The 26,051-nt window shown below is 70.3% G+C and carries 30 protein-coding genes; 12 read left to right on the top strand and 18 right to left on the bottom strand.

Going from position 1 to position 26,051, the window contains the following annotated elements; all coding sequences use genetic code 11:
* Window positions 1-31 precede the first annotated feature (31 nt).
* On the bottom strand, window positions 32-1,435 hold the full coding sequence (locus SK571_RS21245; RefSeq protein WP_319985838.1) for an NAD(P)H-quinone dehydrogenase: 1,404 nt from the start codon (window positions 1,433-1,435) through the stop codon (window positions 32-34).
* 108 nt (window positions 1,436-1,543) lie between these two features.
* On the opposite strand from SK571_RS21245, the gene SK571_RS21240 reads away from it, so the two are divergent.
* Complete coding sequence (locus SK571_RS21240; RefSeq protein WP_030478530.1) at window positions 1,544-1,993, top strand: gamma-glutamylcyclotransferase family protein; 450 nt, start codon at window positions 1,544-1,546, stop codon at window positions 1,991-1,993.
* A 90-nt stretch (window positions 1,994-2,083) separates the two neighbouring features.
* On the opposite strand, the gene SK571_RS21235 is transcribed toward SK571_RS21240, so the two are convergent.
* The 8 genes from SK571_RS21235 to SK571_RS21200 form a co-directional block, all read right to left on the bottom strand.
* A complete protein-coding gene (locus SK571_RS21235) occupies window positions 2,084-2,890 on the bottom strand; it encodes an ESX secretion-associated protein EspG (RefSeq protein WP_319985837.1) in 807 nt (268 codons plus the stop codon).
* Complete coding sequence (locus SK571_RS21230; RefSeq protein ID WP_319985836.1) at window positions 2,890-4,110, bottom strand: PPE domain-containing protein; 1,221 nt, start codon at window positions 4,108-4,110, stop codon at window positions 2,890-2,892. Before SK571_RS21230 ends, SK571_RS21235 begins: the two co-directional genes overlap by 1 nt.
* Before the next feature lie 2 nt (window positions 4,111-4,112).
* On the bottom strand, window positions 4,113-4,418 hold the full coding sequence (locus SK571_RS21225) for a transcriptional regulator (protein WP_319985835.1): 306 nt from the start codon (window positions 4,416-4,418) through the stop codon (window positions 4,113-4,115).
* A gap of 157 nt (window positions 4,419-4,575) precedes the next feature.
* The gene (locus SK571_RS21220; protein ID WP_319985834.1) at window positions 4,576-5,160 is read right to left on the bottom strand and encodes a DUF3558 domain-containing protein; all 585 of its coding nucleotides are present in this window, start codon (window positions 5,158-5,160) and stop codon (window positions 4,576-4,578) included.
* A gap of 6 nt (window positions 5,161-5,166) precedes the next feature.
* Window positions 5,167-5,733: a GNAT family N-acetyltransferase gene (locus SK571_RS21215; RefSeq protein WP_319985833.1), complete on the bottom strand. Its 567-nt coding sequence runs from the start codon at window positions 5,731-5,733 to the stop codon at window positions 5,167-5,169.
* Between the two features lie 10 nt (window positions 5,734-5,743).
* Window positions 5,744-6,520, bottom strand: coding sequence for an HAD family hydrolase (locus SK571_RS21210; RefSeq protein ID WP_319985832.1), 777 nt, complete (start codon window positions 6,518-6,520; stop codon window positions 5,744-5,746).
* Window positions 6,499-6,885, bottom strand: coding sequence for a DUF1707 SHOCT-like domain-containing protein (locus SK571_RS21205; protein ID WP_319985831.1), 387 nt, complete (start codon window positions 6,883-6,885; stop codon window positions 6,499-6,501). The genes SK571_RS21210 and SK571_RS21205 overlap by 22 nt, the downstream gene beginning before the upstream one ends.
* A 421-nt stretch (window positions 6,886-7,306) precedes the next feature.
* Window positions 7,307-9,073, bottom strand: coding sequence for an acetyl/propionyl/methylcrotonyl-CoA carboxylase subunit alpha (locus tag SK571_RS21200; RefSeq protein ID WP_319985830.1), 1,767 nt, complete (start codon window positions 9,071-9,073; stop codon window positions 7,307-7,309).
* A 133-nt stretch (window positions 9,074-9,206) separates the two neighbouring features.
* Between SK571_RS21200 and SK571_RS21195 the strand changes: the two genes are divergently transcribed.
* Complete coding sequence (locus SK571_RS21195; RefSeq protein ID WP_319985829.1) at window positions 9,207-9,863, top strand: hypothetical protein; 657 nt, start codon at window positions 9,207-9,209, stop codon at window positions 9,861-9,863.
* Here SK571_RS21195 and SK571_RS21190 read toward each other — a convergent pair.
* From SK571_RS21190 to SK571_RS21180, 3 genes are all read right to left on the bottom strand, one after another.
* On the bottom strand, window positions 9,860-11,146 hold the full coding sequence (locus SK571_RS21190; RefSeq protein ID WP_319985828.1) for a dicarboxylate/amino acid:cation symporter: 1,287 nt from the start codon (window positions 11,144-11,146) through the stop codon (window positions 9,860-9,862). The two genes, SK571_RS21195 and SK571_RS21190, sit on opposite strands and share 4 nt — an antisense overlap.
* Before the next feature lie 181 nt (window positions 11,147-11,327).
* Window positions 11,328-11,927, bottom strand: coding sequence for a Maf family protein (locus SK571_RS21185; RefSeq protein ID WP_319985827.1), 600 nt, complete (start codon window positions 11,925-11,927; stop codon window positions 11,328-11,330).
* On the bottom strand, window positions 11,887-13,296 hold the full coding sequence (locus SK571_RS21180; protein WP_319985826.1) for an MFS transporter: 1,410 nt from the start codon (window positions 13,294-13,296) through the stop codon (window positions 11,887-11,889). Before SK571_RS21180 ends, SK571_RS21185 begins: the two co-directional genes overlap by 41 nt.
* Before the next feature lie 77 nt (window positions 13,297-13,373).
* Between SK571_RS21180 and SK571_RS21175 the strand changes: the two genes are divergently transcribed.
* On the top strand, window positions 13,374-13,760 hold the full coding sequence (locus SK571_RS21175) for a hypothetical protein (protein ID WP_319985825.1): 387 nt from the start codon (window positions 13,374-13,376) through the stop codon (window positions 13,758-13,760).
* 55 nt (window positions 13,761-13,815) lie between these two features.
* Here SK571_RS21175 and SK571_RS21170 read toward each other — a convergent pair whose 3' ends face one another.
* Both SK571_RS21170 and SK571_RS21165 read right to left on the bottom strand, forming a co-directional pair.
* On the bottom strand, window positions 13,816-14,037 hold the full coding sequence (locus tag SK571_RS21170; RefSeq protein ID WP_319985824.1) for an acyl-CoA carboxylase subunit epsilon: 222 nt from the start codon (window positions 14,035-14,037) through the stop codon (window positions 13,816-13,818).
* Entirely contained in the window at window positions 14,034-15,680 is a 1,647-nt protein-coding gene (locus SK571_RS21165) for an acyl-CoA carboxylase subunit beta (RefSeq protein WP_319985823.1), read from the bottom strand. Before SK571_RS21165 ends, SK571_RS21170 begins: the two co-directional genes overlap by 4 nt.
* A gap of 117 nt (window positions 15,681-15,797) precedes the next feature.
* Here SK571_RS21165 and SK571_RS21160 point away from each other — a divergent pair, with 117 nt between their 5' ends.
* The 3 genes from SK571_RS21160 to SK571_RS21150 are packed head-to-tail and all read left to right on the top strand — an operon-like array spanning window position 15,798 to window position 18,055.
* The gene (locus tag SK571_RS21160; protein ID WP_319985822.1) at window positions 15,798-16,601 is read left to right on the top strand and encodes a biotin--[acetyl-CoA-carboxylase] ligase; all 804 of its coding nucleotides are present in this window, start codon (window positions 15,798-15,800) and stop codon (window positions 16,599-16,601) included.
* A gap of 13 nt (window positions 16,602-16,614) precedes the next feature.
* On the top strand, window positions 16,615-17,139 hold the full coding sequence (locus SK571_RS21155; protein WP_319985821.1) for a PH domain-containing protein: 525 nt from the start codon (window positions 16,615-16,617) through the stop codon (window positions 17,137-17,139).
* Window positions 17,126-18,055 (top strand): hydroxymethylglutaryl-CoA lyase, encoded by a 930-nt coding sequence (locus SK571_RS21150; RefSeq protein ID WP_319985820.1) that lies wholly within the window; start codon window positions 17,126-17,128, stop codon window positions 18,053-18,055. Before SK571_RS21155 ends, SK571_RS21150 begins: the two co-directional genes overlap by 14 nt.
* Before the next feature lie 15 nt (window positions 18,056-18,070).
* Here SK571_RS21150 and SK571_RS21145 read toward each other — a convergent pair whose 3' ends face one another.
* Window positions 18,071-18,508, bottom strand: coding sequence for a MaoC family dehydratase (locus tag SK571_RS21145; protein WP_319985819.1), 438 nt, complete (start codon window positions 18,506-18,508; stop codon window positions 18,071-18,073).
* A gap of 97 nt (window positions 18,509-18,605) precedes the next feature.
* Here SK571_RS21145 and SK571_RS21140 point away from each other — a divergent pair, with 97 nt between their 5' ends.
* Genes SK571_RS21140 through SK571_RS21125 form a run of 4 tightly spaced genes read left to right on the top strand, consistent with a single transcriptional unit; the run spans window position 18,606 to window position 22,222 of the window.
* Complete coding sequence (locus tag SK571_RS21140; protein ID WP_319985818.1) at window positions 18,606-19,091, top strand: YbaB/EbfC family nucleoid-associated protein; 486 nt, start codon at window positions 18,606-18,608, stop codon at window positions 19,089-19,091.
* Window positions 19,088-19,402 carry a WXG100 family type VII secretion target gene (locus SK571_RS21135; RefSeq protein ID WP_319985817.1) on the top strand — a complete coding sequence of 105 codons (315 nt, stop codon included), beginning with the start codon at window positions 19,088-19,090 and terminating at the stop codon, window positions 19,400-19,402. The genes SK571_RS21140 and SK571_RS21135 overlap by 4 nt, the downstream gene beginning before the upstream one ends.
* A 1-nt stretch (window position 19,403) precedes the next feature.
* Window positions 19,404-21,965: a TNT domain-containing protein gene (locus tag SK571_RS21130; protein ID WP_319985816.1), complete on the top strand. Its 2,562-nt coding sequence runs from the start codon at window positions 19,404-19,406 to the stop codon at window positions 21,963-21,965.
* Window positions 21,962-22,222 (top strand): hypothetical protein, encoded by a 261-nt coding sequence (locus tag SK571_RS21125; protein WP_090094900.1) that lies wholly within the window; start codon window positions 21,962-21,964, stop codon window positions 22,220-22,222. Before SK571_RS21130 ends, SK571_RS21125 begins: the two co-directional genes overlap by 4 nt.
* Here SK571_RS21125 and hisN read toward each other — a convergent pair.
* Window positions 22,203-22,982 carry a histidinol-phosphatase gene (gene hisN, locus SK571_RS21120; RefSeq protein WP_319985815.1) on the bottom strand — a complete coding sequence of 260 codons (780 nt, stop codon included), beginning with the start codon at window positions 22,980-22,982 and terminating at the stop codon, window positions 22,203-22,205. The genes SK571_RS21125 and hisN overlap by 20 nt on opposite strands.
* A 31-nt stretch (window positions 22,983-23,013) precedes the next feature.
* Here hisN and SK571_RS21115 point away from each other — a divergent pair, with 31 nt between their 5' ends.
* Window positions 23,014-23,688 (top strand): response regulator transcription factor, encoded by a 675-nt coding sequence (locus tag SK571_RS21115; protein ID WP_090067280.1) that lies wholly within the window; start codon window positions 23,014-23,016, stop codon window positions 23,686-23,688.
* Window positions 23,688-24,962: an ATP-binding protein gene (locus SK571_RS21110; protein WP_319985814.1), complete on the top strand. Its 1,275-nt coding sequence runs from the start codon at window positions 23,688-23,690 to the stop codon at window positions 24,960-24,962. The genes SK571_RS21115 and SK571_RS21110 overlap by 1 nt, the downstream gene beginning before the upstream one ends.
* On the opposite strand, the gene SK571_RS21105 is transcribed toward SK571_RS21110, so the two are convergent.
* On the bottom strand, window positions 24,959-25,492 hold the full coding sequence (locus SK571_RS21105; RefSeq protein ID WP_319985813.1) for a GtrA family protein: 534 nt from the start codon (window positions 25,490-25,492) through the stop codon (window positions 24,959-24,961). The genes SK571_RS21110 and SK571_RS21105 overlap by 4 nt on opposite strands.
* A complete protein-coding gene (locus SK571_RS21100; RefSeq protein WP_406602017.1) occupies window positions 25,422-26,021 on the bottom strand; it encodes a GtrA family protein in 600 nt (199 codons plus the stop codon). The genes SK571_RS21105 and SK571_RS21100 overlap by 71 nt, the downstream gene beginning before the upstream one ends.
* Window positions 26,022-26,051: the final 30 nt, after the last annotated feature.

The following is a 26,051-nucleotide window of genomic DNA, read 5'->3' as shown; positions in this document are numbered from 1 at the left end:
CGGTGTCCGGGGCATCGTTGCCGTGCGTTGCTTAATCGAGATCGTCGTGCCGCATGAGCTGGCGGCCGGCCTCGGTGATGGAACCAGAGAGCGACGGGTAGACCGAGAACGTCGTGGCGAGGTGCTCGACGGTGAGCTGGTTCTGCACGGCCAGCGCGATCGGCAGGATGAGCTCGCTCGCGTTCGGCGCCACGACGACACCGCCGATGACCACGCCGGTGGCCGGGCGGCAGAACAGCTTCACGAAGCCGCGGCGCAGACCCTCCATCTTGGCGCGGGGGTTCGTGGCGAGCGGCAGCATGATCGTGCGCGCGGGCACCTCTCCCGAGTCGATCGCCTGCTGGCTGATGCCGACGCTCGCGATCTCGGGGTTGGTGAAGACGTTCGCGGCGACGGTCTTGAGCTTGATCGGGCTGACACCCTCGCCCAGCGCGTGCCACATCGCGATGCGCCCCTGCATGGCGGCGACGGACGCGAGCAGCAACACGCCGGTGCAGTCGCCGGCCGCGTAGACGCCGCTGACGTTGGTCCGGCTGACCCGGTCGACCGGGATGTACCCGCCACGCCCGAGCTCGATACCGATCTTGTCGAGGCCGATGTCGTTCGTGTTCGGCACCGAACCGACGGTCATCAGGGCGTGCGACGCCTCGATCGTGCGACCGTCTTCCAGGTGGATCAGCACGCCGTCGCCGACGTTCTCGACCTTGTCCGCGCGGGCGTGCTTGACGACGGCCGTGCCGCGCTCGGCGAACACGTCCTCGAGCACCACGGCCGCGTCGGCGTCCTCGTGGGGCAGCACCCGGTCCCGGCTCGAGACCATCGTCACCTTCACGCCCATCTCGGTGTAGGCGCTGGCGAACTCGACACCGGTGACGCCGGAACCGATCACCGCGAGGTGTTCGGGCAGTTCGGGCAGGTCGTAGATCTGCCGCCAGGTGAGGATCCGCTTGCCGTCGGGCTCCGCTCCCTGCAACACGCGCGGGGTCGCACCGGTTGCGATGAGCACCACATCGGCGTTGAGGACTTCCTCCTCACCGCTCGCGGCGGTCGCCACGACCTGGTGCTGGGCGAGCCCGCGCGAGTCGTCGACGAACTTCGCGCGCCCGTTGATGAGCCGCACGCCCTCGCGCTGCAGACGCGCCCGGACGTCCGCGGACTGGGCCAGAGCCAGGCCCTTCACCCGTCCGTGTACGACCGGCAGATCAACGGCGGCCTGCTCGTTGTGAGTCTGAATGCCCAGCTCACCGGCGTTGCGGAAGGCACTGCGCGCCCCCGCGGAGGCGATGAAAGTCTTGGACGGCACGCAGTCGTACAGCACGCACGCGCCACCGGCGCCGTCGTTCTCGACGACGGTCACGTCCGCGCCGTGCTGCGCAGCGACCAGGGCTGCCTCGTAACCTGCGGGGCCGCCGCCCATGATGACGATGCGGGTCACGATCAGTCCCTTCTGCGTGCTTGTCGGCCGGCACAACCGTACGCGTTGACCGAATCGACCGTGTCGTCAGTACCGAAAGCTGATCGCCGTGTCGCTACGCTGTCGGACGTGCCGCTCTATGCCGCGTACGGGTCGAACATGGATCCGAACCAGATGATGGAGCGAGCCCCGTACTCCCCGCTCGCGGGGACCGGCTGGCTCGTTGGTTGGCGCATGACGTTCGGTGGCGAGGACCTCGGCTGGGAGGGCGCCCTCGCGACGATCGTCGAGGAGCCAGACCACCAGACGTTCTGCGTGCTTTACGACGTGTCCCCGCGCGATGAGTCGCGGCTGGACCGGTGGGAGGGCGCGCTCGGGCTCTACAAGAAGATCCGGCTGCGGGTGCAGACCCTGGAGGGGTCTGTGGTGGCCTGGCTCTACGTGCTGGACGCCTACGAGGGCGGGCTGCCGTCTGCCCGGTACATCGGGGTGGTCGCGGACGCCGCGGAGGCTGCCGGGGCGCCTGATGACTACGTGAACGACCTGCGGACCCGGCCCTGTCAGGGGATCGGGCCCTGACCTGACCGGTGGTTCCGGAACGCCGTCAGGCGGACGCCTGCCGTCCGCGACGGCGCGTTCTGTCGTGGAAGTGTGCGACCACGCGGCCGGTCAGGAGCCAGCGGCCTCCGCCAGCAGTTCCACCAGGTGGTGGTGCATGCGGCGGTAGTCCACGGGCGTGATGGTCGACCAGGGCGGCTGGCCCTCCGCTGCCCGGCGCATCTGCAGGTAGCGGCCCTTCGGGGTGTCGTAGAACGCGACCACGCGGTCCGGGCGGACTCGCTTGCCCCACTTGTCGCGGGCCGCGGCGCCGAACTGGCCTCGGTTCGAGGCGTCCCGGATCATCTCGGCCAGGGTGTGGGCGTCGTCGGCGCGCAGGGTGCCTCGCAGCGCCTCTTCCAGCTCTTCCGGGGTGTTCGCTGAGGCTGCTGCTGCGTCCAGGTCCGCGGACGGCAGGGTGATGGAGTGGCCCTCGCCCGCCGGGGCGGTGGGGAGGGCCGTCAGGGCCTCGCGGGGGAGGCCGTCGGCCTCTGCCGGGCGCAGGATGAGCTGGTCGCCGTCGAGGAGCGCCAGGACGCCTGCCTGGCCCTTGCCCGCGGCCAGGACGCGGAGGCTGCGTTCGTGCAGCCACATGCGGGCGTCGATCTCCTGTTGCGGGCGGTTCAGGACGTGCAGCAGGTCTTCGAGGGTCGGGTCCAGGGAACGGGGGCCGCCGAGGCCGCGCGCGCCCAGCTGAAGCCAGACGCGGTCCTCGATGGCCCGGCGTTCCTCGGTCGTCTTGCCCGGTGACGGGACCTTCAGGACGAGCGGCATCGTCTCCAGGCCCAGGTGGTCCCAGAGGACGTCGAACTCCAGCGTGGAGATGACCACCGGGTCGCGCGTGTCGCTCGCCCCGACGTCCAAGCCGAACAGAGTCATCAGTCGGTCGTGCTCTCCCCGATCACGGGCAACGTGTAGCTGCCCACGCCGTAGATGTCGTCGCGCTCGCGGAGGTAGTCGGCGGCCTTGTGCTCCAAGTCCTCCTCTTCCTCTCCCTTGCGCGCGCCCATGCCGCCGAACGGGTCGAACGACGGCGGCATCGGTACGGCCCTGCGGTGGACCTGGTCGTTGTTCGAGGCGCCGACCGTGCCCATCGGGCCCATGGCGGAACCCGCCGCGCCCGAGACGCCGGCGGCGTGGCCCTGGTTCATGACCGTGCCCATGGCGGCCGCACCGGAGGCCGCGGTCGCGCCGTCCTCCATCTGCTTCGTCTCGGAGCCGGTGGACGAACCCGGACGGCCGGACGTGCGCTGGCCAGGCAGGCCGACGCCCGCGGTGCCCGTGCCGCCAGGCCCGGCGGTGCCGGTGGTGCCCGCCGACGAGAGCGAGGTGTGCGAGCCCTTCAGCGCAGCCGCGCCGGTACCGGTGCCGGCCCCGGTGCCCGAGGTCCGCGTGGTCGTGCCCGGCGCCGGCGTGCCGCCACGGGGCGGTGGGGCGGCGGCGGAACCGCGCGTGCCGGACGAGGTGCGGCCACGCGTCGCGCTGCCACCCGTTCCGTTCGGGCCGATGCCCCAGACGGCGGCCGTGCCGATCTGGGCGCCACCGCCCTGTGCGAGGCCGGTGCCGCTGATCTGCAGCTGCGGCGGCTGGGTGAACTGGCCGAGCGTCGAGGTGTTCGCCGTCGTGGACGACGCGTAGGTCGACATGACCTCACGGGCGCGGCGCTCGGCGGCGTCCTGGGCCGCCTCCTGCTTCTCGTGGTCGGTCTGGCCGCCGAAGAGGTGCGTGAGGCCGGTGACGAGGGCGCCCGGCTGCTCGGCGGTCACCTTGACCGGCGCCGGCATGTCCGCGCGGGCCTTCGAGACGTAACCGGCCTGCAGTTCGGCCGAGTAGCGCATGACGTCCGCGCCGGTGCGCGCGCCGTCCGCCCAGGCCGCGATCGGGTTCAGGCCGGCCTGAGCCATGTCGGCGGCCCGGCCCTGCCACTTCGCGCCCGACAGCGAGATGCCTTTGTACAGGTCGTCGTTGATTTCCGACAGCGCGGCCGAGACGCCCTGCCAGCGCTCCATCGACGCGAACGACGCGGAGGCCCCGGGACCCGAGTGGATGCGTTCGTACAGCTCTTTGTGGCTGTAGCCCTGCCAGCGGTGATCGCTCATCGTCAGCACCCGCTCTTGTTCATCATGCCGGTGTTGTCGCCCTCGACCACGTTGTACTGCCGCTCGATCTGGTTGAGGTTGTCCATCGCGGTCTTGAGCTGGCGCTGGTAGTTCAGCAGAGCCTGCAGCGCCGAGTCACCGTCCGCGATCGAACGGTCGTTGAACTTCTCGGCGGCCTCGGCGCTGACCGGGTCGCCTGCCCACGGGCGCACGCGGAACTCGGTGATCGCCATCTCGATCTGCTTGTCCAGCTTGATCAAGGCGGCCGAGAACGTGTTGCGCAACGCGGGAATCGCCTCCGGCTCCACGTTCAACTGGTGCTGGCCGGGTGGCGAGGTGTCTGCCCCGCTACGTCCCCCTGGCGGCATCGTGAAACCTCCGGCGGTTGTGCCTACAAGCGCTTCGACACTCTAACCACTGAAGGTAACGCTGTGGAGTGCGATCAGTGACATCCGCCCGTGTGGGTCAGCGCTTCTGGAGCAAACTGGCCATCGCCGCCTCTGCCACCCGCTGGGCGCCGAGGCAAAGATGATCTTGTTGCACCGCAGTGGAATTGCCTCCGTCGCGGAACATCACGTCGAGGAACTGCCCGTCGGCGACGTCCACCTCGACGTTGCAGGCGTTGCTCACGTCAGGTGTGCGGACAGTAATCGCCGTGTACCCCTCGATCGCGCTCACGGTGTAGTCGACCTGGGCGTTCTCCGAGAGCCACACGTCCGCGCCGGAGACCAGCACGAGTGCGATCCTCGCCACGTTCCCGCTCGTCGTGCTGCGGATCGTGCACGCCCGCGCACCACCGAAGCTCGGCTCGACGTACGCGCTGGGCGGGTTGTCGAGGCTCAGCGACGTGCGCTGGTCAGCGTTGAGGACCGCGCACGGGTCGACCGCATCGAGCGGCAACGCGCGCGGACGCTGCGGGAAGTCGAGCACGGAGGGCGTCGTCGTGGGGGACGGCGGCGGGGGTGGCGGGGTGGTCAGGGAACTCTGCTGGGGCGGCGCCGTGCACCCGGCCAGCGCCAACGCGACGATGAGGAGCCCGGTGGTCCGCATGGCCGGTCACCGTAGCTGCTCTGGGAAGGGGTCCGACGCCAGTCGTGACCACAGCAACTGGTCTTCGCGCTGATCATCGACGATCGCCTCCTCGCGAAGACGACCCTCCAGGGTGAATCCGCACTTCTCCGCGACTCGCTGTGACGCCGTGTTCGAGACCGCGTGCCGGTAGGTGACCCGGTGCATCTCCATCGCGCCGTAGACCCAGCCCAGCACCGAGTTCAGCGCGGCCGGCAGCACGCCCTTGCCGCGGTGCCGCGGCTGGCTCCAGCACATCACCTCGGCCGAGAGGAGGTGGTGGTCGACGTTGTGGATGACGATCCCGGCCATCACCTCGGCGGTGACGGCCTCGCACACCGCCCACGACCAGCGGTAGTCCTTCTCCCAGCCGTCGGTCAGCAGCAGCACGAGCGTCTCCGCGGACGGCGCGTCGTCCCCGGTCAGGCGGGGCATGTACCGCTTGGTCTCCGGGTCCGCGAAGGCCTCGGCCAGCACCGGCACGTCGTCGATGCGGTCGTCGCTGCGAAAGGCGCGCAGGTAGTACTCACCCGCGTTGATCTCAACTGGCTCCACGGCCAGGAGGCTAACCCTCGCCCGTGAATCCGTCGTGTTGCTCGGCCAGGTCGTCGAGCGCGGCGCGGTGAGCGGACGCCGGCAGACCGTCCGGCGCGGTCGTCAGCTCGACCACCCAGTCCACGTCCTCGGCGTCGTCCTCGCCCGCCAGCATGTCCCTGTGCACGGCGCACGGCCCCCAGCCGGCCTCCAGCAACTCCGTCGCCAGCTCCTCGGCCTCGTCGCGGTCCGGCAGGATCAGCAGCACGGTCGGCGGGATCAGTCCGCGCACCGCCAGCGCCGTCCGCAACGCCGCCGTGTCCGGCACGTGCACACCGTCCAGCCCCGCCGCGGTCGCGGCGGCCGCGTTCTCCGCGTCGTCGTCGCAGAACACGCCCGTCGAGTACCCGAGCTCGTCCAGCACCCTGCGGTAGATCGCGGGATCCGGCTTGGCGAGACCGAGCCGCGCGGAGCTGAAAACCGCGTCGACCTCGCCGTCGAGGCCGAGCAGTGCGAGGTCCGCCTCCAGCCGCGTGGTCGCGTTGGACAGCAATGCCACGAAGCACTGCCGCCGGGCCACCCGGACCAACGCGAGCGCCTCGGGGATCACCTCGCCGGAGGTGGCCGCGAAGTCAGGACCGACCGCCTGCCGCCACTGCTCGTCGGAGATCTCCCCGGTGATCGCGCGGCGCAGCAACGACGGCTCGAAGGCGACCTCGGCCAGCGCGGCGGGCAGCGGCGGAAAGGACCGCAGCACGCCGTCGAGATCGAGCAGCAGCAAGGGTTTCAGCGCCGGCGTCCGTTCCACTGGCCCCACAGGATCGCCACGGCGGGGACGAGGAGGAAGATCAGCGGGTTCTTCACCAGCGCGAAGAACAGGATCACCACGGCGATGCCCACCACGGGCACGACCGCGCTCTCCCAGCGGCGCGCGGGCGCCTTGGCGGGCTCGTTGAACATCGGCACGGGCGCGACGAACTGCGGCCGCGGATCCGGCAGGTCGTAGAACAAGGCCATCAGCTCGCCGCGGGTCTTCGCGGTGGTGATCTTCGCGGACCGGTCGCCGTACTCGTCGATGTCGATGCGGCCCGCGCTCATGTGCTCGCCGAGCACCTGCAACGCCTGCTGACGCTCGGTGTCACCGATGCGGATGTCCCTGCTCGGGTCGCTCACGCATTCAATCGTAGGTGAGCGACCCGGCCGGTCAGTCCTCCAGCGCGCAGATCACTGCCCGCCGCCCCGACGCCACCGCTCCGGCTCACCGCTCCGGCCCGCTGCTTCACCGCCGCCTCGGCCCGCCGCGAGTGTCGGACCCGCTGAGTACGTTGGGTCGCGGGGGAGCCACTGCGCGGGGGTACCTCTGCGCGAGCCTGCCCGCTCTGTCTTTCAGCTCGCAGAGCACAGCCCGCCGCTCCGGCCTGCCGCCCCGACCGGCCGCCTCGACCGGCCGCCTCGACCGGCCGTTCCAGCTTGCCGCCTCGGCCTGTCGCCTTGATCAGCCCGCCCCGACGCCGCCGTGAGTGTCAGACCCCCTGAGTACGTTGGGCCGCGGGGGACCCACCACCCAGGGGGACCCCCGCGCAAGCCCGCCCGCTCAGTCCTTCAGCTCACAGATCACGGTGCCCTGCGTGATCGGGTCACCAGGCGCCGCCGCCAGACCGGTCACCGTGCCGGCCTTGTGCGCCGTCACCGGGTTCTCCATCTTCATGGCCTCCAGCACCACGATCAGGTCACCCGCCTCGACGGTCTGCCCGTCCTCGACGGCCACCTTCACGATCGTGCCCTGCATCGGCGCCGCCACCGCGTCACCCGACACGGCCGCACCACTGCCGCCCGCGCGCTTCGCCTTGGGCTTCTTCGCCGCAGCGGCAGCAGGCCGCGAACCGACGGCGAGGTCACCCGGCAGCGACACCTCAAGACGACGCCCGCCGACCTCGACCACCACGGTCTGCCGCGGCGTCTCTTCGTCGGCAGCCTCGGCAGCACCCGCGAACGGCGCGATCTGGTTGTCGAACTCGGTCTCGATCCAGCGAGTGTGGACGGTGAAGCCCTCGGGCTTCTCGGCCGTGAACGCGGCGTCGCGCACGATCACGCGGTGGAACGGCAGCACCGTCGCCATGCCCTCGACGACCATCTCGTCCAGCGCACGCCGGGCCCGTGCCAGGGCCTCCTCGCGGGTCTCGCCGGTCACGATCAGCTTGGCCAGCAACGAGTCGAACTGCCCGCCGATCACCGAACCCGACTCGACACCGGCGTCGACGCGGACGCCGGGGCCGGACGGCGCGACGAACGTCGTCACGGTGCCGGGCGCGGGCAGGAAGCCGCGGCCGGCGTCCTCGCCGTTGATCCGGAACTCGATCGAGTGCGCGCGCGGTGCCGGGTCCTCGGTGAAACGCAGCTTCTCGCCGGCGGCGATGCGGAACTGCTCGCGCACCAGGTCGAGGCCCGTGGTCTCCTCCGACACCGGGTGTTCGACCTGCAGGCGCGTGTTGACCTCCAGGAACGAGATCGACCCGTCCATCCCGACGAGGTACTCGACGGTGCCGGCGCCGTGGTAGCCGGCCTCCCGGCAGATCGCGCGGGCCGACGAGTGGATCGTGGCGCGCTGCTCGTCGGTCAGGAACGGCGCGGGCGCCTCCTCGACCAGCTTCTGGTGGCGGCGCTGCAGCGAGCAGTCGCGGGTGCCGACGACGATCACGTTGCCGTGGGTGTCGGCGAGGACCTGCGCCTCGACGTGGCGCGGCTTGTCGAGGTAGCGCTCGACGAAGCACTCGCCGCGGCCGAACGCCGTGACGGCCTCGCGGACCGCGGAGTCGAACAGCTCGGGGATCTCTTCGAGGGTGCGCGCGACCTTCAGGCCACGGCCACCGCCGCCGAACGCCGCCTTGATCGCGACCGGCAGGCCGTGCTCGGAGGCGAACGCGATGATCTCGTCCGGCCCGTTGACCGGGTCCTTGGTGCCGGGCACCAGCGGCGCGCCCGCGCGCATCGCGATGTGCCGCGCGGTCACCTTGTCGCCGAGGTCGCGGATCGCCTGCGGGGTCGGGCCGATCCACACCAGGCCGGCGTCGATCACGGCCTGCGCGAAGTCGGCGTTCTCGGACAGGAAGCCGTAGCCGGGGTGCACGGAGTCGGCGCCGGACTGGGCGGCGGCCGCCAGCACCTTCTCGAACGACAGGTAGCTCTCACCGGGGGTGTTGCCGCCCAGCGCGAACGCCTCGTCGGCGAGCCGCACGAACGGCGCGTCGCGGTCGGGATCGGCGTAGACGGCGACGCTCGTCAGCCCGGCGTCACGGCAGGCGCGGATGACCCGGACGGCGATCTCACCGCGGTTGGCGATGAGGACCTTGCGCAGCGACACGGCGTCGTACCTCCTGCTGGACCGGCAATTACGGCTCTGGCTGGTGCCGCAGTCTACGGAAATCGACGTGCTCGGAGAGGGAGAGACGGCTCACTTCACATCCATCGTGAGGCCATCGAGCACAATCTGCGATGTGGGTGGAACCAGGTCCGTGCAGGTGGTCGCCGTCGTCGCCGCCGTGGTCTTCGCAGCAGGGCTGGTGTTCGCCTATTTCCAGAGGCCCAACGGCACCGATTCAGGTCAGTCCGGCATCGACCCCGGAATGCGTTGCGGCACCACCGTCTGCCAGGTCGTCATCGGCAAGTCGGTCGGCAAGGACCTCGTCGAGCTGCTGTCCGGAACGGGCGGCGGGCGGATCAGGGTGACCGGCGAGTCGGGCCCGTTCGTCTTCGAGATGACCATCGCCGAGTCCGGCGCGACGGTGAACGGCCAGTCGCTGCTGTGCTCGGAAGCCACCATCAGCGTGTGCCTCGTACGGGGCGAGCAGAACGGCAAGGTGCTCGGCGAGGTGCTGATCCGCAAGGACGGCACGTGGTCGCGCGCGCAGGCCGCCTATCTGTCCAGTGCCGGGTACCTCGGGCTGCACGACGTCAACGAGGACGGCACGGCGGACGTCGTCTCGGCCCAGCGCGGCTGCGACGGTCAGTGCAACAACTCGTTCGTGCAGGTGTTCTCGGCGCTCGGGCCGATCATCGGCTGTACGACGCCGGCGCCGGCGCGGGAGCAGCTCGCTGGCTGGCCCGCACCGGCGCCGAAGTTGTCGCAGTTGCGCCCTTGCGCGAATTCCTAGGCGTTGACGAGGTCCTTCTCGGCCGGAGCCGCGGGCTCCTCGATCAGGTTCTCGCTGCGGGCCACCAGCACCGGCACGGTGATCTGGCCGGCCACGTTGGTCGCGGTGCGCATCATGTCGAGGATCGGGTCGATCGCGTAGACCACGGCCACACCGGTCGCGATCACCTGCGGCGGCAGGCCGACGACGCTCAGGGTCAGCGTGAGCATCGTGTACCAGCCGGTCGTCCCGGCCGTCGCCAGCGCGCCGAACACGGCGACGAGCACGATGCCGACGTACTGCCACGCCGAGAGCTGGATGCCGAACATGTTCGCGATGAAGATCGTCGCGACGGCCGGGTAGACCGCGGCGCAGCCGTCCATCTTGGTCGTGGTGCCCAGCGGTACGGCGAAGTTCGCGTACTCGTTCGGCACGCCGAGGTCGGCCGCGGCCTTGCGGGACAACGGAAGCGTGGCGCCCGACGAGCGCGACACGAACGCGAACTGCAGCGCCGTGCCTGCCTTGCGGAAGAACTCGACCGGCGAGGTCTTGCCGACGAACTTCAGCAGGACCGGGTAGACGACGAACAGCACGAGCGCGGTGCCGAGGTACACGGCGAGGATCAACGAGAACAGCGGCTTCACGAACGAGTTGCCGTAGGAGGCGGCGGCGTTGCCGATGAGGCCGAAGATGCCGATCGGGGCCAGCAGGATGATCCAGCCGACGACCTTCTGGACGAGGTCGAAGAACGACCTCACCAGGTTCGTGAACGGCGCCGCCTTGTCACCGAGCGCGTAGGCGGCGAAGCCGACGAGCACGGCGATGAACACGACCTGCAGCACGTCGCCTTCGGTGAACGCGCTGAAGATGTTGGTGGGCACCAGGTTGTCGAGCAGCGCCTGCCACGAGCCGGACGCGCGCTTGGCGAGCTTGTCGACTGCACCCGCTGCGGGTTCGATCTGGAGGCCCGCGCCGGGCTTGATGATCGTGGCGACCGCGATGCCGATCAGCACGGCGACGAACGACGTGATGGCGAACCACAGGAACGTCTTGCCGCCGAGGCGCGCGGCGGTGCGGCCGCCGCCGAGGTTCCGCAGCGACGCGATGCCGACGACGATCGCGGTGAACACCAGCGGGATGACGGTCAGCTGGAGCAGCGCGGTGAAGGTGGAGCCGATCTTGGCGAGGACGGGCGCGAGCCACGTGCCCTTGCCGAGCCAGCCGGCGAGCGCACCGAGGACGAGCGCGCCTAGAACGGTGAATCCGAAGACCTTGGGCTTGCGATATGTCTGGACGAACGACACTGGAACATCTCCTGGGCAGGGATGAGCGAAAGGGGGCGTCGGGAGCGGTTAGCTCCGACAGCCCGTGCTCGTCCTGCGTGCCAGGTCGATGTGCCTGCGACGCGTCAAGTACTCGTTCACCGCTGCCCTCAACGTCGGCGTTGAGGGCAGTCTTCCCCGATCGGGTGAACTGTGACCAGCGCTACCAGAGCGTGGACACGGAAACGCCCACCTGGCCGAGCAGCCTGCGGGTGAGGGGCAGGCTGATGCCGATGACGGACGTGTGGTCGCCGTCGATGCCGTCGATGAACCAGCCGCCGCGCCCGTCGATCGTGAAGCCACCGGCGACGTGCAACGGCTCACCCGTCGCGATGTACGCCTCCAGCTCCTCCTCCGACGGCGTGCCGAACCGCACGGTGGTCGACTCGGCGGCCGAGGCGCGGCCGGCCACGACGCCTCCGGAGACCCGCAGCACGGTGTGCCCGGTGATCAGCACGCCGCTCTTGCCCGCCACCCGCTGCCACCGCTCACGCGCGACCTCGGGCGTGCCGGGCTTGCCCACGAGCTCGCCCTCGAACAGCAGCATCGAGTCGCAGCCCACGACCACGCACTCGTCGTCGTGCTCGATCGCCTCGGCCTTGGCCGCCGACAGAGCGACGACGGTCTCCTCCGGCGTCGGGTTCTCGAGCGACGCGACCAACGCGTCCTCGTCGACACCGGAGACCCGGACCACGGGTTCGATGCCCGCGGACCGCAGGACGCTAAGACGGGCGGGTGACTGGGAGGCCAGGATCAGACGCACGCGCCGAGTCTGTCACGGCCGGCGCGGCGACCCGGCGAAAGGCGAACGCGGCGGCGATGCCGACCACCAGCACCGCCAGCAGCAGGTAGAACGCCGCCCGCACGGCCGAGGTGAAGTCGCCCGTGGCCGCCAGCACGACCTGCAGCACGGCGGCCGTCGCGGCGCTGCCCAGCACGTTCCCGAACTGCCGCGAGGTGTTGTAGATGCCGGACCCGGCTCCGAGCAGCGACCTGTCGAGCGTGCGCGTGGAGATGTTCGTCAGCGGCGAGAACACCAGCCCCATGCCGATGCCCAGAGCCACCATCGAGGGCAGCAGCACCCACTGGGACCCGTCGCCGAGCAGGAACGTCATCACCACGATGCCCAGCGCCATCAGGGCGAACCCGGTGATCGGCAGGTACTTGGCGTCGGCCCGGTTCGACAGCCTTCCCGCGAAGATCGCCACGACGCCGGACATCAGCGACGCCGGTGCCGTGACCAGGCCCGTCATCAGCGGGGACAGCTTCGGCACGGTCTGCAGGAACAGCGCCAGCGGCACGAACACCCCGGTCACCGTGATGCCGATGGCGACGTTCGCGACGTTGCCGAGCGAGAAGTTGCGGTTGCGGAAGATCCGCAGCGGCATCAGCGGCTCGGGGTTGCGCGAGGACGCCTGCCACAGCACGAACAGCGCGAGGAACAGCACCCCGGCGGCGATGACCTCGGTGATCGTGACGGGCCCTGCGACCCGGCCCCACCGGTAGTGCTCGCCGTTCTGGATCCCGAACACCAGCAGGCCGAGCCCCAGGCAGCACAGCACGACGCCGAGCACGTCGAACTTCGGTGCGCGGTCCGGCCGCAGGTCGGGCACCCACAGGAACAGCAGCACCAGCGCGAGGACACCGATCGGGAGGTTCACGAAGAAGATCCACTCCCAGCCCAGGTGCGTGACGAGCACCCCGCCGAGCAACGGCCCGGAGACCGTCGCGAGCCCGGCCACCGACCCCCACATGCCGAGCGCCGCACCCCGCTTGACCGGCGGGAACAGGTGCGTGATGAACGCCATCGTCTGCGGGGTCATGGCCGCGGCACCGAGGCCCTGGAACACCCTCCCGGCGATCAGCGCGTCCGCGCTCGTGGAGAGACCGCAGGCCAGCGACGCGCCGATGAACAGCACGAGCCCGATGCCGTAGAGCCGCTTGGGCCCGTACCGGTCGCCCAGCCGCCCGGTCAGCAGCAACGGCACCGCGAACGCGAGCAGGTAGGCGCTGACGACCCAGATGACGTCGTTCAGCGACGCGTTCAGGTCGGTGATCATCGACGGCAGCGCGACGTTGACGATGGTCGTGTCCAGCAGCGTCATGAAGAAGCCGATGCACAGCGCGTACACGGTCCGCCAGTTCGCACGGTCCGTTTGAGTAGTACTGCTGATGCGCGATCACCTCTTCGGTCGGCACTCTCGGAAGAGTGAAGCGCTGGGTGCTTGTCCTCACCGAACGCGGCTCCGATCGCGAAGGCAAGCGCAGACGGATCGCGGCACTGCTCGTCGTGCTCGGCGGCCTCATTGGATCGTGGGGCGTTGGAAGCGTGCTCGCGAGTGACCCGATCGGCTATGGAGTGCCCATTTGGCCGTTCGCCGACACCGCCGATCGGGCGGAGAACGCGCTCCTGACGCAGATCGTGCCCGCTGTGCGCGCCAACCTGCCGCTCGACCACGCCGGTGTGCAGGTGCTGCGCCGGACCAACGCCTACGGCAGCGCGTTCTGGACCTTGCGGCTGGAGGTCGACGGCGAGACCCGCTGCCGCGAGGTCGCCGTCGGCCTGAACGTGACCAGCCGCCGCGTGGACTGCTGAAAGGCGTCTGCGAGTACCACCAGGCTCAGAGCCGGTGGTACTCGCAGACGCCGGATCAGCCGGAGAAACCGGAGGCGCGCCAGGCGCCCGGCCCGTGCTGCAACGGCCGGCGGACCCGGCGAGCCGGGTTCGCCCACTCCGAACGCTGCTTCGGCTCGTCCTCGGCGGGCGCGGCCGAGGCCAGCCCGGCGATGACCGCGGTCAGCGCGGCCAGCTGGTAGTCGTCCGGCGTGCCCTTGACGACCTTGAGCAGCGGCTTTTCCTCCGGCGCGGTCACAGCGGGATGTTCCCGTGCTTCTTGGGCGGCAGGGTCTCCCGCTTGTCCCGCAGCATCGACAACGCGCGCGCCACGTAACCGCGGGTGTACGACGGCGGGATCACCGAGTCGACGTAGCCGCGCTCAGCGGCGACGTACGGGTTGCACAGCGTGTCCTCGTACTCCTGCTGCAGCTGCGCGCGCAGGGCGTCGACGTCCTCGCCGTTCTGGGCAGCGGCGGCCAGCGTCTTGCGGTGCACGATGTTCGCCGCGCCCGACGCGCCCATGACGGCGATCTGCGCGGTGGGCCACGCGAGGTTGATGTCGGCCCCGAGGTGCTTGGACCCCATGACGTCGTACGCGCCGCCGTACGCCTTGCGCGTGATGACGGTGACCAGCGGAACGGTGGCCTCGGCGTAGGCGTAGATCAGCTTGGCGCCGCGCCGGATGATGCCGTTCCACTCCTGGTCGGTGCCGGGCAGGAAGCCGGGCACGTCGACGAACGTCAGCACCGGGATGTTGAACGCGTCGCAGGTGCGCACGAACCGCGCGGCCTTCTCGGAGGCGTCGATGTCGAGGCAGCCGGCGAACTGGGTGGGCTGGTTCGCGACGACGCCGACGGAGTGCCCGTCCACGCGGCCGAAGCCGACGAGGATGTTCGGCGCGAACAGCGACTGCACCTCCAGGAAGTCGCCGTCGTCGAGCACGCGGTTGATGACCTCGTGCATGTCGTACGGCTGGTTCGCGGAGTCCGGGATCAGCGTGTCGAGCTCGCGGTCGGAGTCCGTGATCGCGTCGGAGATCGACCCCTCGGTCAGCGTGCCCTCGAACGTGGGCGAGTCGGAGAGGTTGTTCGACGGCAGGTACGAGAGGAGTTCCTTGACGTACGCGATCGCGTCTTCCTCGTCGCCGCCGAGGTAGTGCGCGTTGCCGGACTTGGTGTTGTGCGTGCGACCGCCGCCGAGCTCCTCCATCGTCACGTCTTCGCCGGTGACGGTCTTGATGACGTCCGGGCCGGTGATGAACATGTGCGAGGTCTGGTCGACCATCACCACGAAGTCGGTCAGCGCGGGGGAGTAGACGTGCCCGCCCGCGTTCGAGCCCATGATCAGCGAGATCTGCGGGATCACGCCGGAGGCCTTGACGTTGCGGGAGAAGATCTCGCCGTAGAGGCCGAGCGAGACGACGCCCTCCTGGATGCGCGCGCCGCCGCCCTCGTTGATGCCGACGATCGGCCGGCCGGTCTTGATCGCCAGGTCCATGATCTTGACGATCTTCTCGCCGTAGACCTCGCCGAGCGAGCCGCCGAAGACGGTGACGTCCTGGGAGAACACGCACACCGGACGGCCGTCGACGGTGCCGTAGCCCGTCACCACGCCATCGCCGTACGGGCGGTTCTTCTCCTGCCCGAAGTTCGTGGAACGGTGCCGGGCGAGCTCGTCCAGTTCGACGAACGAACCGGGGTCGAGCAGGAGGTCGATGCGCTCGCGGGCTGTCTTCTTGCCCTTCGCGTGCTGCTTTTCGACCGCGCGTTCCGAGCCGGCGTGAACCGCCTCGTCGTTGCGCCGGTAGAGGTCAACGAGCTTGCCCGCGGTGGTGTGGACGTCCGGGGCGCCTGAAGCGCCGGTGGGGACGTGCCCGATCGGCTCGGTCGCACTGCTCATGGGCTCGCAGCCTAACGAGACCATTGCTGAACTGCCCCGTGCAGTTGTCCAGGTCACGGCAACCTGTCGGCAATCTCCGATCGCACGTACCCTCTTCCGTTCCAATAACCTGGCGCGATGACCACCGCACTCGACGCCGAAGAGCTGCGCTCGCGGCTCGTCGCACCCAACGGCCCGTACGCCGCTCTTGACGTCGTGGAGACCACGGCGTCCACCAACGCGGATCTCGCCGCCTCCGGCGCCGCGGACCGCACCGTGCTGATCGCGCTGGAGCAGAGCGCGGGCCAGGGCCGTCGCGGCCGCTCCTGGGCGTCGCCCGCGGGTGGGCTCTACGTGAGCGTGCTGTTCCGGCCCGTCGGCGTGCCCGCCGCGAAGCTGCCGTGGCTGAACCTGATCGCCGGACTGGCTTTGGTTCGTGTCGCCCAATCGGCTGGTGTCGAGGCGACGCTGAAGTGGCCGAACGACCTGCTGCTGGGCCCCGACGCGGGCAAGGGGGCGGGCATCCTGTCCGAGATCACCGCCGACGGCGCGGTCGTGGTCGGCATCGGCCTCAACGTGGCGAAGCTTCCGTCCGACGTCCAGCCCGCACCGGGAGGGCTCGCGCCGACGTCGCTGGAGGACCTGGGCGCTGGTGAGCTGGATCGTGGCGAGCTGGCGTTCCGGCTGCTGGTCGAACTGGCGGGCCTGGAAGGCGTGTGGCGCAAGAACGGCGGCGACGCGGTCGAGTCCGGTGTGCTGGAGGAGTACGAGGAGCACTCGTCGACCGTGGGCTCGCAGGTCCGGGTCGAACTCTCGGCCGGTGTCGAGCTTCTCGGCGTGGCGCAGCGCATCGAGGCCGACGGCACGCTGGTCGTGCGCGGCGCCGACGGGGCCGACCACGGCGTGTCCGCTGGTGACGTGGTGCATTTGCGCCCTGCGTAGTTAGGGTTGGCCCATGGCCTATCCCGACGACCTGCTGAGCTCCGGCGAGCACGTCGTGATCCACAAGCACCCCCACTGGAAGATGTTGGTCTTCCCGGTGTTCTGGCTGCTGGTGGTGGTCGCGCTCGGCACCTATCTCGGTGGGCTCTTCGGTGACCAGTCGTGGGCCGCGGTCGTGTGGATCGTGCTGGCCGCGGTCGGCGCGGTGCTGGTCCTGTGGCTGACGGTGACGCCGTTCGTGCGCTGGCGGACGACGCACTTCATCATCACGTCGGACCGCGTGATGTACCGCGAGGGAGTGTTCAAGCGCACAGGCCTCGACATCCCTTTGGCTCGTGTGAACAGCGTCCGCTTCGAGCACAGTTTCATCGACCGCCTGCTCGGCTGCGGCACCCTGATCATCGAGTCGGCCTCGGACGAGCCGCTCGAGTTCGACGACATCCCGTCCGTGGAGAAGGTGCACACGATGTTGTACCGAGAGGTCAACGACAACCCCGACGACGACTTCTACCCCGGGACCGTCGATGGGCGCGCGTGAAGTAGGGCTGCCGGAAGTCGTCGGCTCCGGATCGCTGCCCTCGCGGGTGACGATCTGGGAGGTCGGCGCCCGGGACGGGCTGCAGAACGAGTCGGTCGTCGTGCCGGTGGCGGTGAAGCTGGAGTTCCTCGACCGGCTCGCCACGGCAGGACTGTCCGTTTTGGAGGCCACGTCCTTCGTGCACCCCAAGTGGGTGCCGCAGCTGGCCGACGCCGCCGAGCTGCTGGCCGGCCTTTCGCCGCGACCCGGCGTCGTCTACCCCGTGCTCGTGCCGAACGAGCGCGGCCTGGACCGTGCCCTGGAAGCCGGGGTCACGCACATCGCGATCTTCGCCTCGGCCACGGAGACGTTCGCCTCGCGCAACCTCAACCGCACGCTGGACTCGCAGTTCGAGATGTTCGAGCCGACCGTTTCCCGTGCGCTGGCAGCAGGTCTGGACGTGCGCGGGTACGTGTCGATGTGCTTCGGCGACCCGTGGGAGGGGCCCGTTGCCCGGTCCCAGGTCGTGGCCGTCGGTGAGCGGTTGCTGGAGATGGGCTGTTCCCAGCTGTCGCTGGGCGACACCATCGGGGTTGCCACTCCCGGTCAGGTCGAGTCGTTGCTGGAGGGGTTCCGGGACGTTTCACGGCTGGCTGTGCACTTCCACGACACGTACGGGCAGGCGTTGTCCAACACGCTGGCCGCTTTGCGTTGTGGGGTGACGACTGTGGACTCTTCGGCCGGTGGGCTGGGTGGGTGTCCGTATGCCGAGTCGGCTACCGGGAATCTCGCTACTGAGGACCTGGTGTGGATGCTTGACGGGCTTGGGGTGGAGACCGGGGTCGACCTGGACAAGCTGGTTGAGACGTCCGTGTGGATGGCTGAGCAGTTGGGGCGGCCCAGTCCTTCTCGTGTGGTGCGGGCGCTGTCGAAGTAGCGCCGGCGAAGTCGTTCAGCCGCGTGCGGTGAACATGCCTGTGGCGATGAACCGGTAGACCAGTTCGTCGCCCCGCTTCGCCCTGCCCTCGAACTCCACCAGGCCGAGGTCCGGCCGCTTCTTCGAGCGGCGCGCGGTGAGCACCTCGGCCTCGAAGGTGAGCTTGTCGCCGGGGTGGACCGGGGCGAGCCACGAGAGTTCGCGACCGCCCGGCGAGCCCTGCGAGGTGGAGTCGGCCAGGACCTCGTCCACCCAGCGGCGCATCCAGAGCGAGGCCGTGTACCAGCCGGAAGCGGACAAACCGCCGAAAATCGAGTTCTTGCCCGCTTCCTCGTCCAGGTGGAACGGCTGCGGGTCGAACTTCTTCGCGAAGTCCAGCATGTCGTCCCGGTCGACGGTGACCTCGCCAAGCGGGATGATGCGGCCTGCGGGCAGATCCTCGAAGGCGATCATCTCGTTGATTCTACGTAACTGAATCCGCTGGGAACCGATCTAGGGGCGACGGCGTCCTAGAGCCCGAGCCCAGGGCTATGCGTGTGAGGGGGACTCGGTGGACGACCACCGTGCGCAGGTCGAGGAGTTGCTCGCTGACTACCGGCGCAGCCGCGAGCAGCTTGCTTCGGTGCAGCGCGAGCTGGCCGCCGTGTCCGGGCGCGCCTCCAGTCCTGACGGGACGGTCCAAGCGACCGTGGGGTCTGGCGGCAAGCTCGTGGCGCTGGAGCTCTCCGAGTCGGCCTATCGCAGGCATCGGCCGGAGCAGCTGGCCGAGTTGATCGTGCGGACCGTGGCCGCGGCCGCGGCCAGTGCCGCCGAGGACACGTATCAGGCGTTGAGTGCCGTGTTGCCCTCCGCCACGGATCCTGCCGCGCTCGTCGCCGGGACGGCTGATCTCAAGCCCTCGGAGTACGCGGTGGACGACACCGAGACCGTTGATCTGGGGTACCAGTCCGTTCGCGGGCGCAGGGACGACGACGAGGACAACGAGCAGCGGGAGAGCTGGCTCGACTCCGAGCTCATCGACAGGAGGGTCCGATGACCGGGTACTCGGCCGACCTCGAGCGGCTGGACGCCGGGGCTCGCGAGCTCAAGGGGTTCGCGGGGCAGGCAGGTGAGATCGCGGGGTCGCTCGACCGGGCGCTCGCCTCGTTCGGTGCCTGCTGGGGTGACGACGCGGTCGGGAAGAGCTTCGCCGCCTCGCACGAGAGGCCGTCCGGGGACGCCACCGGGGCGTTGTCGGGGCTCGCGTCGACGTTGGGGGACGTGAGCGACAAGCTCGCCGCGACGGCCTCCACGTACCGGCACGTCGAGGAGCAGAACGCGTCCGGGATGAGAAGGTTGGAAGGCTGACATGGGCATCGAGCTTCCCGCCGAACTCACCGCCGTCGCGGCCAAGGCCGGTGTCTCGTGGCCCAAGGCCGACGAGGACGCCATGCGTTCCAGCGCCACCGCGTGGCGCGAGGCGGGCGACAAGATCAAGAGTCTCGGCACCTCGTCCGACGGTGCCGCGAACCGTGCGCTGGGCGGCATGTCCGGTGGCACGGCTGACGCCGCACGCGGTCGCTGGGCCAAGGTCGTGGCTCCCGACGGCGACTTCCACCGCGCCGCCCGCGGCTGCCACGCCGCCGCCGACCGTCTCGACCACGCCGCCAAGCAGGTCGGTGCCGCGAAGGTCGAGATCGTCCGCGAGCTCGTCGCGCTGGCCAAGAACAACGACGCCGCGACGGCCTCGGCCAGCGCCGGCAACCCCGCCGCGCTGCTCGGCCTCGACACGTTGACGAAGGGTGCCGCGGCCAACGTCGCGAACCTCCAGAGCACGCTGACCTCCGCGATCCGCCTGGACAGCGGCATCGACATGAGTCAGGGCACGAATCCCGTCAACACCGCACCCGGCGCCCACGGCCCCGGTGGCCTGCTGTCGCCCGTGACGGACATCGTCGGCGGCGTGGTGGCCCCGGTGGCCGGTGTGGTCGCTCCCGTCGTCGAACCCGTCGCCGCCGTGGTCGCCCCCGTGACCGAAGCGGTCGCTCCGGTCGTCGGCGCTGTGACCGCCCCGGTCGCACCTGTCGTCGGTGCCGTGACGGCTCCACTCGCACCTGTCGTCGGTGCCGTGACCGAGGTCGCCGCGCCGGTCCTCGACGCTGCCGCTCCCGTGACCGCACCTGTTGCTGCCGTCGTGCAGCCGGTGGTGGACGCGGTACCCGGTGGCCGCGACGGCACCGGTCCTGTCTTCGACGGCCGGGGTGACGGCGACGGTCAGGGCCACGGTGACGGACAAGGCCGTGGCGAAGGCTCCGGCCGGGGCGAGGGCAAGGGCCCGATCCCCGGACTGGTGGCCGACACGGGCCACGCGGTCGGCCAGGCGGTGGGCCAGGTCGTCGCGCCCGTCGCGCAGCCGGTGGCCGACGCGATCCCGAGCGTCGCGGGCACCCTTGGCCCCATCACCGAAGGCACGACCCAGGCGTCCGCCGCCGTGCTCGACCCGACCCTGGTCCGGGGTGGCGAACTGCCCGGCCAGGCTCCGTCCGCACCCCAGGCATCGGCCCCCGCCGCTCAGGCCGCACCCGCTGCCGCCCCGGCGATGGGCGCGGCTCCGGCCGGTGGCCCGATCGGTGGTGCTGCCGGTGGTGTTCCCGTGGCGGCGTCCCAGGTCGGTGCCGTCGTGGGGCAGCAGGGTGCCGCGCAGGCGCCCGGCCAGCACGGCCAGGCCGCTCAGGCCGCTCAGCAGAGCCAGCAGGCCGCCAAGCCCGCAGCGGACGCGAAGGCCACCGAACTCAAGTCCGGCGAGGTCAAGCCGGGTGAGGCCAAGGCGGGTGCGCAGGCAGCCGCGGCCAAGACCGGTTTCGCCGGTGCGGCACCGACCCAGGCGCTGGGCAACCAGCCCACCCAGTTCGGCGGCCAGACCGGAACCCAGCCGGGCCAGGTGCAGGCGCCGGGTCACAGCCAGTCCGGCACGCAGGTCTCCGCCCAGGCACAGAGTTCACCGTCGGTGGCGGCCAAGGACTCCGCCGCCAAGGACCTGGCGAAGGACGCCGCGGACGCGCTGCTGGACGGCGACGTCGCGACCGTGGAGGAACGCGGCGAACGCCAGGTCGGCGACACCATCGCCAGCCCGGCCGCGCCCGGTGCTGAAGTCGACCTCGGAGCCGGTGGGACCACCACCTCGGGCCCGCTGGCGGCGGTGGACCCCGGCGGTTCACACGCGCTGAGCGACCGCCTGGAGAACCGGAACGACCTGGCGCTGGCGAATCCCGGCATCGCCGGCGAGATCGCCCGCCACACCTACACGGCGGCCGCGGCCGGCAGCTGGTTCATGGCCGTCTTCCTGAGCGCCGGACGGGCCCCGTCCCTCGCTCCGAAGCCGGCTCGCCAGCTCCCGCCGCCCCCGCAGGCGGAGGAGCAGGCCGTCCCGAGGTTCGCGCCGGACGACCACCCGCAGCCGATCGACACGTCCTCCGCCCAACCGGCGCAGCCCGGCGCGGGTCTCGGCAAGGACCACCCGATCGTGCAGGAGCTCCTGGCCGGTCACGACCCGCTCGCGGGCATGCACGAACGCGACTGGGAAAGCCTGTTCCAGCACGAGGACGGCACCCCGCGCTGGCCGGCGGAACGCGAGGGCGGCTACGAGGACAGCCGGCCCGAGATCCTCCAGGCAGGCGCCGAACTCGACAGGTTCGGCACGCCGGAGGGCCGCGTCCTGAGCGCGGCGGGCACCCCGTTCGCACAGCGGTCCCTGCCGCCCCAGGCGGCGGACGAGGGGTACCGCAGGTACCGCGTCACCAGGGACCTGCCGGTTCACCGCACGATCAGCGCGCCCTGGTTCGGCCAGCCCGGTGGTGGCAGCCGGTACCGCACCACCCACCCCGTCGCGGACCTCGTCGCGCTCGGCTACCTCACGGAGATCACCGCATGAACGTCGAGTCGCTGCCCGAGTGGCTGACCAGGATCGGCGTGCCCGACGACGTCGTCAGCATCGGCGAGGAGGCGGACCAGCGCTGGTGCCTCCTCACCGACGATGACGGCAAGGGCCACGAGGTGTTTTGGCAGGAGCAGGGCAACCGCTACGACTGGGCCCGGTTCGACGACGAGAGCGTGGCGTGCCACTACCTCTTCGGCCGGCTCGCCTGGGCCCAGGTCGCGCGCGGAAGTCTCACCGTGCCAACAGCTTGAGCGCCGCCTCGTGCAGGTGGCCGTTCGACGTCAGCACACTGCCGCCGTCGTAGCGCTCCTCGCCGTCCAACGAGGTGAAACGGCCACCCGCCTCGGTCACCAGGACCTGGAACGGGGCGATGTCCCACGGGTTCGCCACGCACTCGGGCGCCAGGTCGATGGCGCCCTCGGCGACCAGGCAGTGCTGGTAGAAGTCGCCGAACGCGCGGCTCTCCCAGGTCGCGTCCACCAAGCGCAGGTACGCCTCGCGGGAGTGGTACTCGACCCACGACTTGATGTCGGTCGTCGACACGTAGGCGTCTTCGAGAGAACGCACACCGGACACGGAGATCGCGCGCTCACCGGAGGCGTCCGACGCGAACGCGCCACCGCCCGCGGCCGCCCACCAGCGGCGGCTCATGGCGGGCGCGGACACGACGCCCACGACCGGCACGCCGTCCTCGACCAGGGCGATCAGCGTCGCCCAGACGGGTACACCGCGCAGGAAGTTCTTGGTGCCGTCGATCGGGTCGAGGACCCAGACGCGGGACGCGTCCAGCGTGCCGCCGCGCTCCTCGCCCATGACGACGTCGTCCGGGCGTTCGGAAGCCAGCACGGCACGGACCGCGTCCTCCACGGCGACGTCGGCGTCGGTGACGGGTGTGCGGTCCGGCTTGCGCTCGACGGCGAGGTCGTGCGCGCGGAACCTGGTCGCGGTGATCGCGTCGGCGGCGTCGGCGAGGCGGAGGGCCAGTTCGAGATCAGCATCGTGGCGTGACACGCGGCGATCGTTCCACGAATACGCTGGGCCCGTGAGCGTGGTGTTGCTGGCCGAGGACGACCCGGCCATCGCGGAACCTCTCTCCCGCGCTTTGACGCGGGAGGGTTATTCGGTGCAGGTCGTCAGTGACGGGCCAAGTGCCTTCGACGCCGCCATAGCCGGGGGCATCGACCTCCTGGTGCTGGATCTCGGCCTGCCGGGCATGGACGGGCTGGAGGTGTGCCGGCGGCTGCGCCAGAGCGGCAGGGGCGTGCCCGTGCTGATGCTCACGGCCCGGGCCGACGAGGTCGACTTCGTGGTCGGGCTCGACGCGGGCGCGGACGACTACGTCGCCAAGCCGTTCCGCCTGGCCGAGCTGATGGCCCGCATCCGGGCGCTGCTGCGCCGCCGTGCGCCGGGGACGCTGGAGGTCAACGGCGTGCGCGTCGACCTGGCCGCTCGCCGCGTCACCGTCGACGGCGGCGAGATCCAGCTCGCGAACAAGGAGTTCGAGCTGCTCAAGGTGCTGATCCAGCGCGCGGGTCAGGTCGTGAGCCGCGACGAGATCCTGTCGGAGGTCTGGAACGACCCGGACCTCAAGGGCAGCAAGACGCTCGACATGCACATGTCGTGGCTGCGCAGGAAGCTCAGCGACGGCACCCCGAACTCCGCGGAGAAGCGCATCGCGACCGTGCGCGGCCGCGGCTTCCGCTTCAACGCCGACTAGTGCGCCGCCGGATCCTGCGGGCGATCCTGCTCGCCGTCGCCGTCACCGGGATCGTGCTGGGCCTCCCGCTCGGCTACACCGCGCTGCAGCTCGTCGAGGACACGGCCCGCGCCGACCTGAGCGAAAGCGCCCAGCGGATCGCGACGACGTTCGACGACCAGCTCGCCAGGCAGCAGAGCCTCGACATCGAGGCCGTCCGGGTCGCCATCCCGACAGACGGCCGTCTCACCGTCGTGTCGGCGGGCACCACCAAGTCCACGGGTCCCTCGCCGGGCGACGACCCGCTGACCGTCGAACTGCCGATCGCGCAGCAGGGCACCGTCCGCCTGGAGATCCCCTCCGGCCCGATGCACACCTCGCAGGCCCAGGTGGCAGGTCTGGTGCTGCTCCTGCTGGCGCTGTCCGTCGGCACCGGCACCGTCGTCGCCCTGGTGACGGCGCAAACGCTTGCCCGCCCGCTGGGGCACGTGGCCGCCCGCGCGTCCCGGCTCGGTGCCGGCGACTTCCGCGCCGACGAGCAGCGCTACAACATCGAGGAACTCGACGCGGTCTCCGATGCCCTCGACACCTCCGCCACGGCCCTGGCCCGCCTGGTCCAGCGCGAACGCGAACTGGTCGGTGACGTCTCCCACCAGCTCCGCAGCCGCCTCACGGCTCTTCAGCTGCGCCTGGAAGCCCTCGCCGAGCACCCGGAACCCGAGACGGCCGCCGAAGCCCGCGCGGCCCTGGAACAGGCCGAACGCCTCGCCGCCGTGCTGGACGAACTCCTCGCCGCCGCCCGCGCGGCCCGAGCCGTCGGCGCCGAACCGCTGGAACTGCGGCCTGCGCTCAACCTGATCGCCGACGAGTGGCGCGAGCAGGTCAAGGGCCAGGGCCGGGCGCTGCGCGTCCGCGTCCCGGACGGCCTGCTGGCCCGCGCCACCCCCGCCCGCCTGCGCGAGGCCATCGGGGTGCTGCTGGACAACGCCCTGCGCCACGGCGAGGGGTCGGTCGTGGTCTCCGCACGCAGCGAGGAGGGCACCGTCGTCGTAGAGGTCAGCGACGGTGGAGCGGGCGTACCGGACGAACTCGCGGCGCACATCTTCGAACGCGGAGTCTCCGGCGGCGGCTCGACCGGTGTGGGCCTGGCGCTCGCTCGGGCGCTGGTCGACGCGGACGGCGGCCGGTTGGAGCTGTCCACGGCGAGGCCGGCGACGTTCGCCGTGTTCCTGCCGGTGCCGAAGGCCCAGGACGTGGTGGGGATCTCCTGGAAGAAGCCGAGCACACCCCGCTAGGAGTGACCGAGCTCCTTCTCCTCCTCGATCGGCCGGGCGTTGCGGAAGTTCTCCTCGGGGAAGACCCAGTTCTTGTAGCCGTACCAGCGGAACGCCATCGCGATGAGCGTGCCGATGATCTGCGCGCTCAGGAAGTCCGAGATCTCCTCGGTGAGCCGCGACACGTGCGGCTCCTGCAGGTGGAACGCGTACCGCGCGATGTACAGCGGAGCCGAGTTCAGCACGATGCCGATGCCGTTGACCAGAAAGAACAACGCGGCCTCGTGATGCCGTTCACGGCCGCCGCGCGTGCGGAACGACCATTCGCGGTTGAGGACGTACGACACGATCGTGGCGACCAGGGTCGCGATGATCTTCGCCGTGACCGGGTTGTTCGGCAGGACGACGATCTTGATCCCGAAGAACAGGACCGTGTCGATCACGAAGCAGGTGCCCCCGACCAGGGCGAACTTGACTAGTTCACGATGCTTCAGCGCGATCGACCGGATCGGTTCCGGGAACCGGGAGACCACTGTTTCGGCTAGAGACACGGGACGAGTCTACGGAGATCGGGTGAACACGCCGGTCCGGCCGAGCGCCCGCGTCGGGGAAGACCCAGCGGCGCATCGCCCAGAACTTGAAGCCGGTGGCGAGCAGCATGCCGAGGATCGAGCCCGAGACGAAGTCCGCGAGCTCCTCGGTCATGACCGAGACGAACGGGGCCTGCAGGCCGAACAGGTGCCGCGACAGCCACAGCGGGGCGATGTTGATCGCGACGCCGATGCCGCTCACCAGGAAGAACAGGGCGGCCTCGTGGTGACGTTCGCGGCCGCCGCGGGTGTGGAACGACCACTCGCGCGACAGCACGTACGAGGCGATGATCGCCACCAGCACGCCGATGACCTTCGCCGTGACGACCTTGTCGGTCAGCACGGTGAGCTTGAGCGCGTACCAGACGCCGTTGTCGATCAGGAACGTCGTGCCGCCTACCAGCGCGAACCGGATCAGCTCGCGGTGCTTGTGCATCAGGAACTGGACCGGTTCCGGCAGCCGGCTCATGGCGCGGCGAACGACTGGCAGCACCGCGCCAGCTTACGGATCTAGATCACG

It is taken from the genome of Lentzea kristufekii (assembly GCF_033949925.1).
Taxonomy (GTDB): Bacteria; Actinomycetota; Actinomycetes; order Mycobacteriales; family Pseudonocardiaceae; genus Lentzea; species Lentzea kristufekii.
The sequence above is the reverse complement of the archived record's forward strand: the minus strand, read 5'-3'. Positions and strand labels throughout refer to the sequence as shown.

Bases quoted from the DNA above. Each gene is read 5' to 3' on its own strand.
- SK571_RS21235 (WP_319985837.1), bottom strand. From the start codon at position 2,890: ATGACTCTGTTCGGCTTGGACGTCGGGGCGAGCGACACGCGCGACCCG.
- SK571_RS21230 (WP_319985836.1), bottom strand. From the start codon at position 4,110: ATGAGCGATCACCGCTGGCAGGGCTACAGCCACAAAGAGCTGTACGAA.
- SK571_RS21220 (WP_319985834.1), bottom strand. From the start codon at position 5,160: ATGCGGACCACCGGGCTCCTCATCGTCGCGTTGGCGCTGGCCGGGTGC.
- SK571_RS21165 (WP_319985823.1), bottom strand. From the start codon at position 15,680: ATGAGCAGTGCGACCGAGCCGATCGGGCACGTCCCCACCGGCGCTTCA.
- SK571_RS21160 (WP_319985822.1), top strand. From the start codon at position 15,798: ATGACCACCGCACTCGACGCCGAAGAGCTGCGCTCGCGGCTCGTCGCA.
- SK571_RS21155 (WP_319985821.1), top strand. From the start codon at position 16,615: ATGGCCTATCCCGACGACCTGCTGAGCTCCGGCGAGCACGTCGTGATC.
- SK571_RS21150 (WP_319985820.1), top strand. From the start codon at position 17,126: ATGGGCGCGCGTGAAGTAGGGCTGCCGGAAGTCGTCGGCTCCGGATCG.
- SK571_RS21145 (WP_319985819.1), bottom strand. From the start codon at position 18,508: ATGATCGCCTTCGAGGATCTGCCCGCAGGCCGCATCATCCCGCTTGGC.
- SK571_RS21135 (WP_319985817.1), top strand. From the start codon at position 19,088: ATGACCGGGTACTCGGCCGACCTCGAGCGGCTGGACGCCGGGGCTCGC.
- SK571_RS21130 (WP_319985816.1), top strand. From the start codon at position 19,404: ATGGGCATCGAGCTTCCCGCCGAACTCACCGCCGTCGCGGCCAAGGCC.
- SK571_RS21125 (WP_090094900.1), top strand. From the start codon at position 21,962: ATGAACGTCGAGTCGCTGCCCGAGTGGCTGACCAGGATCGGCGTGCCC.